At 50.4% G+C, this 12,896-nt stretch carries 14 protein-coding genes; 13 read left to right on the top strand and 1 reads right to left on the bottom strand.

Features of this window, described 5'->3' with window-relative positions:
- The first annotated feature begins 32 nt into the window (after nt 1-32).
- The 13 genes from F459_RS0106385 to F459_RS0106325 all read left to right on the top strand — a co-directional run bounded on the left by F459_RS0106385 (nt 33) and on the right by F459_RS0106325 (nt 11,032).
- Nucleotides 33-881, top strand: a complete 849-nt coding sequence (locus tag F459_RS0106385; protein ID WP_026294921.1) for an aldo/keto reductase — start codon at nt 33-35, stop codon at nt 879-881.
- Nucleotides 882-884: 3 nt separating this feature from the next.
- Nucleotides 885-1,427: a protein-tyrosine phosphatase family protein gene (locus tag F459_RS0106380; RefSeq protein WP_020611910.1), complete on the top strand. Its 543-nt coding sequence runs from the start codon at nt 885-887 to the stop codon at nt 1,425-1,427.
- Between the two features lie 42 nt (nt 1,428-1,469).
- Nucleotides 1,470-2,522 (top strand): histidine kinase dimerization/phosphoacceptor domain -containing protein, encoded by a 1,053-nt coding sequence (locus F459_RS0106375; protein ID WP_033301333.1) that lies wholly within the window; start codon nt 1,470-1,472, stop codon nt 2,520-2,522.
- A 60-nt stretch (nt 2,523-2,582) separates the two neighbouring features.
- Complete coding sequence (locus tag F459_RS0106370; protein WP_020611908.1) at nt 2,583-2,849, top strand: hypothetical protein; 267 nt, start codon at nt 2,583-2,585, stop codon at nt 2,847-2,849.
- Nucleotides 2,846-3,202 carry a sodium:proton antiporter gene (locus F459_RS0106365; protein WP_020611907.1) on the top strand — a complete coding sequence of 119 codons (357 nt, stop codon included), beginning with the start codon at nt 2,846-2,848 and terminating at the stop codon, nt 3,200-3,202. The genes F459_RS0106370 and F459_RS0106365 overlap by 4 nt, the downstream gene beginning before the upstream one ends.
- Nucleotides 3,186-4,901 (top strand): complex I subunit 5 family protein, encoded by a 1,716-nt coding sequence (locus tag F459_RS0106360; protein ID WP_020611906.1) that lies wholly within the window; start codon nt 3,186-3,188, stop codon nt 4,899-4,901. Before F459_RS0106365 ends, F459_RS0106360 begins: the two co-directional genes overlap by 17 nt.
- Nucleotides 4,902-4,999: 98 nt before the next feature.
- Nucleotides 5,000-5,599 carry a hypothetical protein gene (locus F459_RS23165; protein WP_020611905.1) on the top strand — a complete coding sequence of 200 codons (600 nt, stop codon included), beginning with the start codon at nt 5,000-5,002 and terminating at the stop codon, nt 5,597-5,599.
- Nucleotides 5,592-5,903, top strand: coding sequence for a transcriptional regulator (locus tag F459_RS0106350; RefSeq protein WP_020611904.1), 312 nt, complete (start codon nt 5,592-5,594; stop codon nt 5,901-5,903). The genes F459_RS23165 and F459_RS0106350 overlap by 8 nt, the downstream gene beginning before the upstream one ends.
- The gene (locus tag F459_RS0106345) at nt 5,900-6,655 is read left to right on the top strand and encodes an outer membrane lipoprotein-sorting protein (protein ID WP_020611903.1); all 756 of its coding nucleotides are present in this window, start codon (nt 5,900-5,902) and stop codon (nt 6,653-6,655) included. Before F459_RS0106350 ends, F459_RS0106345 begins: the two co-directional genes overlap by 4 nt.
- Before the next feature lie 9 nt (nt 6,656-6,664).
- Nucleotides 6,665-7,855, top strand: coding sequence for a hypothetical protein (locus F459_RS0106340; RefSeq protein WP_020611902.1), 1,191 nt, complete (start codon nt 6,665-6,667; stop codon nt 7,853-7,855).
- Between the two features lie 14 nt (nt 7,856-7,869).
- Complete coding sequence (locus F459_RS0106335; protein ID WP_020611901.1) at nt 7,870-8,562, top strand: ABC transporter ATP-binding protein; 693 nt, start codon at nt 7,870-7,872, stop codon at nt 8,560-8,562.
- Nucleotides 8,559-9,785: an ABC transporter permease gene (locus F459_RS0106330; RefSeq protein WP_020611900.1), complete on the top strand. Its 1,227-nt coding sequence runs from the start codon at nt 8,559-8,561 to the stop codon at nt 9,783-9,785. Before F459_RS0106335 ends, F459_RS0106330 begins: the two co-directional genes overlap by 4 nt.
- Nucleotides 9,786-9,799: 14 nt before the next feature.
- Nucleotides 9,800-11,032, top strand: a complete 1,233-nt coding sequence (locus F459_RS0106325; protein WP_020611899.1) for an ABC transporter permease — start codon at nt 9,800-9,802, stop codon at nt 11,030-11,032.
- Here F459_RS0106325 and F459_RS0106320 read toward each other — a convergent pair.
- On the bottom strand, nt 11,029-12,876 hold the full coding sequence (locus F459_RS0106320) for an amino acid permease (RefSeq protein WP_020611898.1): 1,848 nt from the start codon (nt 12,874-12,876) through the stop codon (nt 11,029-11,031). The genes F459_RS0106325 and F459_RS0106320 overlap by 4 nt on opposite strands.
- Nucleotides 12,877-12,896 lie beyond the last annotated feature (20 nt).

Genomic DNA, 12,896 nt, shown 5'->3' with positions numbered 1-12,896 from the left:
ACAAAATAGCATCTCGGACGCATACTACAGACATGATTACAATAAGAAAAAGCGTGTCCCTCAATAATGGTGTCGTCATTCCCCGAATCGGCTTCGGAGTCTTCCGCATCACCGAACCGAAAGAGGGTGAAATTGCAATCGAAACAGCAATTAATGCCGGTTACCGGCTTATAGACACCGCATCGGTCTACGGGAATGAGGAGTTGGTGGGAAAAGTACTGAAAGCCTCGGGAATTCCGCGGGATGAATTCTTCATCACCACAAAGGCATGGAACGATGAGCTTGGTGGAGAAAAGACCCAGAAGGCATTCGAGCAAAGCCTGAAACGGCTTGCCACCGACTACATTGATCTCTATCTCATCCACTGGCCGCTGTTCGATCAGGCGATCGAGGCGTGGCAGACCATGGAGAGACTGTTACAAAGCGGTAAGGTCAGGGCCATCGGGGTAAGTAATTTTACCCCGTACCACATAGAACGACTCAAATCTGTTTCCGATATCGTTCCCGCGGTAAATCAGGTGGAATTTCATCCATATCTGGTCCAGTCCGACCTGAAGGCATATTGCGATCGACACGGTATCCAGCTCGAGGCATGGAGTCCCTTCATGCGTGGTAAGGTGCTTTCCGATCCCACGCTGCAACGCATGGCCGCAGAAAAGGAAAAAAGCACGGCCCAGATAGCCCTGCGGTGGTTATTCCAGAAAGATATCATCGCAATTCCCAAGTCGGCCACGCCCGAACGTATCATTGCCAATAGTCGGATCTTTGATTTTGAGCTTTCGAAACAGGAGATGTCGGTCATCGACGGTCTCGACAAAAATGAACACCTCGGTGCCTCTCCCGATAATTTTATTGAGTATTTCAAAACAACCGGAGTATAAAAAATGCCCGCTTTTCCAAGGATTGATTGCCTCGAGATAGAGGGATCTTCATCCCTCTATCTTGGAGCTCACCCCTTTGAGGGGTTGGAGGAAGCGGCGGATACAAAGCAAAAATGTGAACGCCTGGAAGAGTACATCACGTTGGTCCGCTCGCTTTTTATTGAGACATTTGTCGTTCTGCTGCCGGAAATGGAATTACAAACCGCCAATCACGGCTGCAATCTATTGTACCAATACCGAAACAGAGGGTTGTCGGTCGTCTATTTCCCTATAGAAAACTTTGGGGTTCCGGACGCCATCGACAAATTCGACGAGTTGCTCAAAACCATTGCCGAACGGCTGGAAAAGGCACCGGTTCTTGTTCACTGTCTTTCCGGCTGCGGAAGGACAGGTATGGTTGCATCCGGATTTCTTATTAGACTCGGAAGCAATGTCGAAGATGCCATCGCCCGGGTAAACCGTGTCCACCCGAAAGCAAGCCATACAGTTAAACAGATCCTTTTTCTGAAAGAGTATAGGAAGTGGCTTAAACAGAGAAACGCATAAACGGCTTGCCACCCGTTCCTCCCTGCCCTAGAATAGTAGTTGATGCAAAACATAGTGGAGGGACGGGAAGGGATCCTCAACCAACTTCTAAAGAGTGTTACCCTTTGGGGGCTGTTGGCCTATATTCCCAGCATGTATGCATCGCTGAAAGAAGGGCTCTATGTTCTGGCCTTCATCGACACCCTTATCTATGCCATTCTTGCACTCATTATCCTGCATCCCAAGATGCCGTATCGCTTTAAGTTGATTGTAATTGTTTCGATTACGCTGATACTGGGGGCCGTCGTTCTTTTTCAGACAGGAAACAAGGGGGCCGGTTACATCTGGCTTCTCTTTTCCGTGGTCATATCGGCTCTTTTCGGTACAAGGAGAGGAATTGCAGCCTCCATCACCGCTTCGCTCATCATCCTTATCTTCTATTTTCTTCTCGGTCGTTCAGGGATAATCAGCGGCAGGCATACAGCTGTGGAAATAACGGTGATAACCTCCAATCTTATGCTCGTTTCGATCATACTTGCCATGATTATCCAAAGGTTACTGACAATACTTCAGAATGAGTTGGAGGAGAAGGACACATTATTGCAGCTACTTCACCACCGGGTAAAGAACAACCTTCAAATGGTAGACAGCCTTATTTCTCTCAACAGTGAATCAAAGGACAAAACAGAAGTGGCGCTGGCAGCGCTTAGTAGTGAAATTTCGGCAATATCGGCGGCAAACGAGATCCTTTTGTCCAATCCCGGAAAAAAAGAATTTGAGCTTTCGGATATCGTGAGGGCGCTTTGCAGAGCGGATCACGACGAAGTTTTCGGCAACGGGATCCTGACCGCTTCCCCTGAACAGATAACGGAAATCGCCGTCGGCATAGCGGATCTCCTGTCACAGCTCGGTCGTACTACCGACCTTTCCATACGGGTGGAGACAGATTACGCATCATCCCATATTCTCCTAAAAATAACGCCGCGGGCGGAACGGCACGAGAAAGACCTTTTCTCGGCACTCTCCCTCCGAAGGCTCATCCTGCCTTCGGAACATATCCTTCGCTCGGAAAGAGGAAACGAGCTACTTGTGAGTATCCCTCAAAAGTCACATTGACACCCCCTCGGGGCCGGGTTAGCATGGTTCAGAAGGCCTCATACCGACGGAGGACAAAACATGAAAAAAATTCGACAAGGACTACTCCTGGCGGTTTGTACGCTTGTCGCCGTTATATTGCTCCTCTCCCTTACCGAAGAGTCGGGATGGCCGCATAGGCTACGAGATATCATTACGCAAAAAGGCATACACGACACAGGAGCGTCGAATCTGGTGGCAGCCGTCTATCTTGGGTATCGGGCTCTGGATACGCTTGGGGAGACAGTTGTCCTTCTCCTTGCCGTCAGCGGATTACTCTTCATCCTGAAAAATAAGGGAAAAGAATGACAGAACTCAATATTCTGCTCATAGCCCTGCTTTTTGCCGTCGGATTGTGGGGAACGCTTGCAAGGAAAAATATTATAAAGAAGGTTATTGCTTTAAGTGTGCTCAACAGTTCTATAGTGGCACTCTTTATCGTCTGCGCCTCTGTTTCGGGGGAAAAAGCTCCCATCATCGACAACTCGTCAGGGGGAGTATTTGTCGATCCTATTCCTCAGGCCCTGATGCTGACCGCCATTGTCGTAGGGTTTTCCCTTACGGCCGTCGCGCTTGTCTTCGTCTGGCGTCTGTACAAGGCATATGGGACACTCAATATCGATCACATCGAGTTAAGGGCAAAAGATGATAACAACGCATAGCCCCCTGCTGCCGACACTCATCTCTCTCGGCTGCGGCGGGGTGATGCTTGTGGTAAAAAACCTGGTTGCAATGGGAATAGGAAAAGAGACGGGAATTCATGTACTTACCCGGTTCCTTATCATATTCTGGGTGATATCAACCGGCTCAATTCTATTGTTCATAGGTCCCGACATAGTCTCGGAGTCAAGTATCGTGACGCTCTCTGTCGGAGGCTGGGCGGAACCCCTTGGGATAGTCTTTGTCTTCGATCGTCTCTCGCTCTTGGCGACGCTTCTCATTCTGATCGTCGGAACCGCTTCATTACTGTATGCAGAGGGAGACGGAAGCTACAAGGCCGATTTCTTTTTCTTTGTCTGGTTTCTCCTGGCAGCCTGTGAGGGGATAACAGCAAGCAGGGACCTCTTTACCCTCTTTGTTTTCTTCGAAATTCTTGCCATATCCGCCTATATTCTCATAGCATACAAGCAAAAGCCGAGGTCCATACTTGCAAGTTTCCGCTATCTAATTCTTGCAACCGTCAGCATATCCTTTTATCTTGTCGGAGTTTTTATCATCTATCGGGGAACGGGCAGCCTGTCGATAAGCGAAGCGGCCCGCTTAACACCTTCAATAGGGCCGAAACAGACAGCCCTCGCCCTTACCGCCCTCACCGTCGGTATTGGGACCAGAATGGCAATGGTTCCCTTTCACGGCTGGTTACCGGAAGCCCATTCCATTGCGGCCCACCCTGTATCGGCCCTGCTCTCGGGAATCGTCATAAAAGCACCGGTGATAGTGCTTTTCAGAATCGCCTCACTCTTCCCGTCCGCGGCCACCAAACTTCTGGGGATGATACTCCTTGGCTGCGGAGGCCTATCGGCGGTAACAGGGCTCTTCTTTGCCCTGCAGCAAAACGATGCGAAACGGCTATTGGCCTACCACTCGGTCAGCCAGATGGGATATATCGTGGGAGCATTCGCCCTTTCACTTATCTTACCGGCCCCCTTGGCCTCGGTGGCAGCAGCGGCGGCCCTTTTTCACGCCTTTAACCACGGACTTTTTAAATCCCTTCTGTTTCTTTCGGTCGGAAGCAGCTGCGACATCGCAGGAAGCAGAAACGTCTACAAGGTCAGAGGTCTTTGCCGAAAGGTGGGCATCTGGTTCCCTCTTTTCCTTGTCGGGGCCTTTTCCATTGCAGCCGTGCCCCTATTCAACGGGTATGCGAGTAAATACCTCTTTTCCGTGGCAATGCACCACGTTCCGGCCGTCTATGCCCTCTTCCTGCTGGTATCGGCCGGAACCGCAGCATCGTTTATCAAACTGGGGCGGATCTATTTCGGAGTATCCTCTTCCGCTACTGCTCCCGAAGCAGATGGCGGCCTGCCTGTTAACAGGCCAGGTAACATTCCGGGAAAAGGAGGAGCAGTGCTCCTCGCCGCAGGCTGCCTCGGCCTCGGTCTTGCTCCCCTCGCCCTAAGAAAGTCGGTGATACCGCCTCAGGCCCTTCGTCCCCTTAGCGATCTTTTTTCTGCCTCGCCCCTCTTCAGCCAAACAATCGTTCTTGCCGCCGGAGTCCTGTTGTTTTTTATCGTCTCAAGCCCTCCCGGTCGCTCCCTCGCCCACCACATACGAAAACGGGCAGCAGGAACCGATGCGCTACTGGGTCTTATGATCGTCGGATTTCTTGTCATCTGGACTCTTTTGAATTTTCAGCTCTGAAATAGTCAAGGAACAACATCATCTATTGACTTTCTTTGTGATGTAAAGTAACTTTATCTTACAAAGTGACTTTACATCACAAAAGGAGGTATATTAATATGGAGCCTACAAACGAGGAGCTTCGAAACTACCTTAACGATCTAAAAGAAATGAAGGGGCTGGCGACCCGACATGAAGAAAAACCGCTTGTTGAATACTGGGACTTTCTTTCCTGGGGTGTATTGATTGTTTTGGGAACCCTCCTTCACGTTCATTTTTTTCCGGCAAGCCTTGATCGGGCCCTTTTGGTTATATGGCTACCCATTGTAATCATCGGTGGTTTTGTCGAGACATTCGCTTGGCTCAACCTTATCAAACGGCTGGACACGCCCATTTCCCTACGCCAGAATCAACGATTCTATCTCTCCCTTTTGGTGATTTTTATTGCAACCATGTTTATCCTTTTTTACCTCATCCACCTTGAGGGCCCGGTTTTGGGTATGATTCTGCTGATTATAGCAATCCTGTTTGCCTCGGTCGCACAGATTACCTATCTTGCCCTTTTTGCAGAAACAATCATTACCCTTACGCTCGGAATCATTTTTACGGTTCTTGATGTGCAGGGTCAGACAGCGGCCGTTACCACCGGGCTCTTTGCCGGCCTTGCCTTTTTCGTGATGGGAATCCACACACGAATTCTGGAAAAGCGCAATGGATAAATTGTATACCCGTTTCGACGGGGTATTCTTTGAAAAGACCAGACTCTCCCTTCTGACCCTTATCATCCAGGATGGCAGCGTAGCCTTCAACACCCTGAAGCGGGAGCTTGAAATGAGTGACGGGTCCCTTTACGCCCACTTGGAAAAACTCATAGCCGCGGGCTATGTGCAAAAGCAGCGGGAACTTGCGGGAACCTCGGTGCAAACGGTTTACTCGGCAACAGAAGAGGGAAAAGCACGGTTCAAAGAATATCTGGAATTTCTGGAAAGCATTGTAACCAAACACAAAGGAGACACGGAATGAAACGGATTGGATTGGCTTCATTACTGGCTCTATGTGGCGTCTCTACCATTTTTGCCCAAACACCTAGGGCCGAAGAACTTTTACATAAGACGGAGAGCATCATCAACCCATCAATTTACCGTTCTGAGATGAGTATCAGAACGGTGAAGCCGGGAGAGCGGGAAAGCATAATGGCGATGGAAGTTTTCTACAAAGAAGATGCCGGGTCCTTTATTGAGATGACGGAACCGCCGCGAAGTCGGGGACTTCGATTTCTGGAAAAGGAGACCAACCTCTATATGTATAATCCAAAATCGAACAGCAGAAGGCCATTGCGTCTTTCACCCGAACAGTCGTTTCAGGGAACCATCTTTTCCAACAATGATATCTCGGACCCAAAATATACCGATGACTATTCCGCCCATTTTTCCGACGGCGAAACGATAGAGCATCCCGACTTTGGCGACGTGACATGCCTGGTCATCATTGCCGAAGCAAAAAGTAGAAAGGCCCCCTACGGGAGCATCAAGATATGGATCAATGCCGAAAACCTACGCCCGCTTCGTTTCGATTATTATGCGAAATCGGGGCTCCTTTTCAAAAGCATGATCCTGAGTGATTACAAGGATCTTGCAGGAGACCTCCGCCCCGCTCTTATGCATATGGATTCCTACGAAATAGAGGGGGCCTATTCCGAGGTCGTCATACACAGCATGGAAGCCCTGTCAGATATTCCCGACAGTCGCTTTAGCACCGCGGCTTTGGTTCGTTAAGAAAACTTTATGAAACAGTACCGCAGTATCACAGGCATAGGCCTGACCCTTCTGTTCGCCCTGGCAGCGGTCCCCCTTTTCTCCCAGGATTATTCACTTTTCGGAGAAATCGACATGGAAGGATGCTACGCCAGAACACCGGGTGCAGAAGCGTCGAATAGCCTCGACTATACCCTGGGGATAGAGGCTAACCACCGCCTCGAATACGATACCTTTACCTTTATTGCCAGGCATCGGGCAGAACTTGATCGCCGGGAAACGATTGAACACGAGCTCTACGAGGCATATATCGATTACCACCTCAGCGACAGGCTTGAACTTGCCGCAGGAAAGCAGCGCATCCCCTGGGGCAGGGGCATTGCTTTTTTTCCCACCGATACCTTACATCCCAGCCACACCAGAGAAGATGTGGAAGGTTTCACCGGCCTCAGCCTTGTCTTAATTCCGAACCTTAACACCCAGCTGACAGGGGTTGTGGACTTCACCGACCCCTTGTCCGCATCAAACGATATAACGGATAACGAAACGAATGAAGACTTCTATAACGATCTTAAGTATGCCCTCTATGCAAGTATAGTGGCGGGAAAGGCCGATATGGCCCTCTCCATGGTCTATCTTCGTGATCAAACCCTCAGACCCGGCTTCGGTATATCGTATGATATTGCCGGATATATTATCACCAGTGAATGCGCCCTTGAATTCTCACACGCTGTGGAATATCCCGACGAATCCATAAACGGATTTGAAACGGACAGTGAATCGGCCCCCCAACTCCTTGCCTCGGCAGGGCTAAGCCGTACCTTTTTCCCGGCAGCACATCCGGACGTAAGTATGATGTTTGCGGAGGAATACCTGTACGCAGGAACCGGATATAGCAAAGATGAACGAACGGATTACGTTTCACTTATCGGCAGCTATACGGGAGAAGAACCATCGGTCGACTACCTGGGACGGCACTATCTCTTTTCCCTCGCCAGTTTTGAATACTACCAACACGTTCGGCTTGAGCTGTCCTCATACATCAGCCTTGCCGACCACTCTGCCTATTGGTCAGCAAAGGGAACCCTCCTCGCCGTTGCCAATATGGACCTCAATCTCCAAGGGGAGATGTTGACAGGCTCTTCCCGGACGGAATTCGGATCGCAAAAAGCGAGCAAAGGAGACTGGCGACTCACACTGGAGTCTGTCATCCATTTTTAAAGAAGGAGTGTATCATGGCACTACTGGAAATCCGGGGGATTCATAAGGATTACTATTTGGGGAAAAGCGTTATCCACGCCCTGAAAGATCTGAATTTCACCATCGACGAGGGTGATTTCATCTCAATCGTAGGCCCATCGGGTTGCGGTAAGACAACCCTTTTGAACATCCTCGGCTGCATCGATAAACCAACTTCGGGAAAGCTCTTTTTCAATGGGCAGGACCTGGCGACGCTTAGCGACAATCAGGAGGCGGGAATTCGATTGGAAAAGATGGGTTTCATCTTTCAGGCCTTTAATCTGGTGCCCGTCTTGAGCTGCTTCGAAAATGTTGAATTTCCCCTTATCCTGGCAGGGATTCCGAAGCAAGAGCGGAAAAAGCGTGTGGAGTATCTGGTGGAGCTTGTAGGCCTCGAAGATTTTTCGGCACACCGCCCCGATGAGCTTTCAGGAGGGCAGCGCCAGCGGGTCGCCATCGCCCGGGCTCTGGTTAATAATCCATCTCTTGTCATTGCGGATGAACCGACCGCAAACCTTGACTCCGCCACCGGTAACGTCATTCTGGAAACCATGGCAGAGCTGAATCAAAAGGAACGTGTCACGTTTATTTTTTCCACCCATAACCCGGATATCATGCACTACGCCCAAACGATTATTCATTTAAAAGACGGTAGGGTCACGGGAATCGATGCAGGGGGTTCCGCATGATATTCTTCAAAGTAGCCTGGCATAACATGGTAGTTCGCGGACGGCGTACCATCATGATACTGTTTTCCGTCGCCCTCTCCGTAGCGGTCATCCTCTTTGTTTCGGGAATGATCGAAGGGGTAAAGAAAAACTTTTTTCGCAACATGCTCGAAGAAAGCGGCCATGTACAAATTCTTCCCAAGGGAAGCGACACGGCATTGAACCCCTACGACCTGACGCTTCTGCTCCCGAATCCCGACGATATGGTGAAAAAACTTTCGGAAAACAGTGAAATTCTTAGGGTGGAAAAGGTACTGAGCTTCGGTAGCGTACTGTTGGCCGGAAACAGGAATCTAACCATTACGGGCTGCGGGATAAACAGAGAGAGCCGCTTCTTTTCTAAAGCACGGGGCGGCATATATGTGGGTGAATTTCTGGGGAAAGGAAAGGAAGGGGCCCCCGGAATCGCCATGAGCAAACGCATTGCGGAGCTTTTGGATATAGGGGTCGGTGATTCGGTAGTGGTACTGGTCGAAGACAGCACGGGGAGTCCCTGGTATGTGGAATACCCCGTAACCGGCTTTTTCCAAACCGACAGTAAGGAGTTTGATGAAGGAAGTTTTTTCATCGACCTCGATGAAGCCCAAAAGCTGCTCTACGTGCCCGGCGAATGCAGGGAAATACGGATTTTACTCAAAGCCCCGCAAACCGCGGAAGCCTTTGCCGATCGATTAAAGAGCGATCCCCTCTTCGCGGCCCACGCCGAGATAAAAGACTGGAAGGAAATTCACGGAAGCTATCTCGTGCTTCTTCAACTCTTCGATGTTTTTTTCCTGTTCATAAACATCTTTACCATCGTAGTCGCTGCTACGGTTATTACCAATTCGATCCTGATGAATGTCTTTGAGCAAACCAGAGAATATGGAACATTGCGGGCTATCGGCATGAAACGACGCCAGCTTTTCGGTCTCATCTTAACCGAAGGGATACTGCAAGGTATCATCGGAAGCCTCATGGGGTTGGCCATAGGGATACCGGCGGTACTCTATTTTCGGAAATATGGCATGAGATGGGGAGAAATTACCGAAAGTTTCGGTTTAGGAGATGCCGTATACTTTGCTTTCAGCCCGCAACAAGCCCTCTCAAGCCTCGTCGCAGGGGTCCTGATCGCCTGTGTCGGGTCCCTGTACGCGGGAGTTGTCAGTTCAAAGCAAAGTATCATGGAATCTTTGCGCGCACTATAAGCGGGAGAAACAGTATGGATTTGATAGGTATCGCATTACGAAATGTATGGAGAAATAAACGACGAACTATCCTCAACCTTATCGCTCTCTGCCTGGCAACAAGCCTGATGCTCCTGGGATTGGGCTGGGTAGAAGGATACCATACCTATGTCTACGGGGCCATGCAAAATTTTGAAACCGGCGAGGTGCAGCTGATTCCCCCAGGATATCTGAAAGAAGAACGACGTATGCCCCTGGATCTGACACTTCCCGATTACCACAATCTTAAACAGAGGCTTAAAAGCATGCCGGAAGTAAAGGAAGCAACGGGACGCATCGATTTTTCTCTTCGCTTATCCAACAGAAAGGAATCGGTCTACCTTATAGGCAGGGCTATAGATCCGGAAAGTGAGGCCGCTACCACCGTATTAGCCGACTACATCGACGACGGCCAATACCTTTCATCAAAAAAGGAGGGAATTCTCATTGGGAGAGAACTGGCAAAGCGCATGGGAGTGGTGCCGGGAGACACACTCTACATTGTTGCCCAGGATGCATACGGTTCGGAAAATTTCATCGACATAAAGGTGGCGGGAATTTTTCACTACGGGTATCCTCCAATTGATAAAAACATTGTGTTTATTGATGTACACAGCGCCATGAGCCTGCTGGACATGCAAGACAAGGTAACCAGAGTGGTTATGCGGCTTGCCCCCGGCATAAGCCCCGAAACAGGTGCGGCCATCTTGCGAAAAGCAAAGCTGCCAGGTGAAGTACACACCTGGAAAAGCTTTGCCCAGGCAACCGTTTCCGCGGTACAAACGGATACCAGAAGCTTTTTTACCATGCTGGTAGTGCTCTATATCCTGATCGTTCTTGGACTTTTGAACTCCATGTCGATGAGTGTCCACGAAAGGACCAGAGAGATAGGAACCCTGCGTGCAATAGGCATGAAAAAACGGGATGTAGTTTTGCTACTATTGGCAGAAAGCGGCTGGATCGCACTCATAGCTGCCATGATCGCCATTGTCATTTCGTTTCCAATGGTTTGGTACCTGGGCAGCGTAGGCCTGGACATCTCAGCCCAGATGCCCGACAATATTCCCGTCCCTTTCGGCCAGCGGTTTTATGCAGATTTCAGGCTCCTCCATTTTATTATCGCCGTCGCTATCGCAAGCTTTTCTGCCGTACTGGGGACCTTACGGCCGGCAAGGAAAGCGGCTCGTCTGGTGGTGGCAGATGCCATGCGAGGCGGGGGGATCGGCTAAAGCAACTCCGATTGCCCCCGGCGTCGGCCGCCGAGAAGCAGGAGATTTCGGATGCCCTCTCCTCCGCGCACCGCAAGCCACTCTTTTTCAAAGCCTTCCGAACCGCTAATCTGAGCAATGGCGGCAAGGGTTTGGAGGTGAAGATCCCGCCGATCCATGGAGCCGGCAAGAAAAAAGACAGCCTTTACCGCCGGATGTGCTTGGTCAAAGGCAATCCCCTCGATACAACGTACGGCAAATAGGCCGAATCGCTCCTTTCCCCCGCATACCAAGTGAGGAATGGCGATAAAAGGAGAAAGAACGGTAGAACTTGCCGCCTCTCTATCCTCAAGCAAAGCCTCAAGCTCCGCCTGACTTCCGAAGCCTTCCTTCGCAAAATGCTCTGCGGCAAGGGAAAACAGGGTCTTACGATCGGCACAGGAGCTAAGGTCGAGACAGGAAGCCCCCCGGAACACCGCATCCACCCGGTCCTTGACCAGTTCGTCCCTGGTAAACACGATCTCCACAAGCTCCGATTCCAGAACGGAATCGGTCAGACGTTTATCGGTCATTCGTTCCACAATATGCAGGAGCGCAAATTCACGCTTCATCTGTCGTTTCCCATAGAGGAAATAGAGCAGCAGACTCAAAACAATAAAAGAAAGGGTAACCTCGACCGCCTCAAAACCAAGATGTACGATAAGAAAGGCCACCGAAACAAGGGTTAGCACCTGGGGCAACGGAAAAAACGGGGTACGAAAACTTGGACGGTAACTTTGAATCCGGCTTGCCCGTAGGATCATGACGGAAAGAGAAGCAAGGACGTAATTGAGCAGGATGACCGAAGATGCGGCCTTGACCAAAACCTCCAGCTCAAGGGTCAGAGAGCCGCCGATGAGCAGGGTTGTGGCAATCAGGGCGGGAAAAGGGGTCCCTGATCGCTTGGAAACCCGGCCGAAAAAACCGGGTATCAATTTATCCCGGCTGAGCGCAACGGGATAACGGCTGGCAGACATGACTCCTGCATTTGCCGTCGTGATAAACGCAAGGACCGCAGCAGCCGTGATTGCGGCATAACCGACAGCCCCGCCGAAGCCCCTTGCAGTGTCGGCGAGGGGTGCAACAGAAGCGAGAAGCGTGGAGGGATCACTGGCCCCCACGGTTACGTAGAGCACGGCCCCATAGAGAATGGTAATGGTGATGACGCTGCTTATCATCCCCGCAGGAATATTCCGCTTGGGAGAGGCAACCTCTTCACTGATGGAAGAAACATTAATCAGTCCTCCATAGGAGACAAAAACGAAAGCGGCACCGGCAAGAAGGGCGCTACGGCCGTGTGGCAAGAGAGGTTGAAAACGCAGGGGCTCCACCGCACCGTATCCAACCCCCACGTATGCCGCCAGGATTGCAAGAAGAAGAATCACCAAAAGGACCTCGAATCTGCTTGCGAGGTCCACCCCAAAAGCATTCAGAAGAAAAAAGAGAGTCAGAAGAATATAACCTGCAAGGTGCACATTGATACCGAAAGCAAGGGTACAGAGTTCGGCAAGACCGAAAATCGCAAAAGCACTTTTCAGGGAAAGGGCAAACCAGCTCAGAACACCGGTAACGGTCCCTGCGAGGGGGCCCATACTGCGGGCAATAAAGAAGTAGTTGCCGCCTGCCTTAGGCATGGCGGTAGAAAGCTCGACGACGCTCAAGATACCGATTGCGGCTATCAAGCCTGCGAGCATATAGGCAAGGAACACTCCAGGTCCGGTAATGGAAAAAGCGATCCCGGGAAGAATGAAGATACCGGAACTAATCATTGCCCCCGAGCTTATTGCGTAGAGATCGAGAAATCGTAATTTCTTTTTTAGTTCCATGCGAAAATGTAATCTATTCT

Source organism: Sediminispirochaeta bajacaliforniensis DSM 16054, assembly GCF_000378205.1.
Taxonomy (GTDB): Bacteria; Spirochaetota; Spirochaetia; order DSM-16054; family Sediminispirochaetaceae; genus Sediminispirochaeta; species Sediminispirochaeta bajacaliforniensis.
The sequence above is the reverse complement of the archived record's forward strand: the minus strand, read 5'-3'. Positions and strand labels throughout refer to the sequence as shown.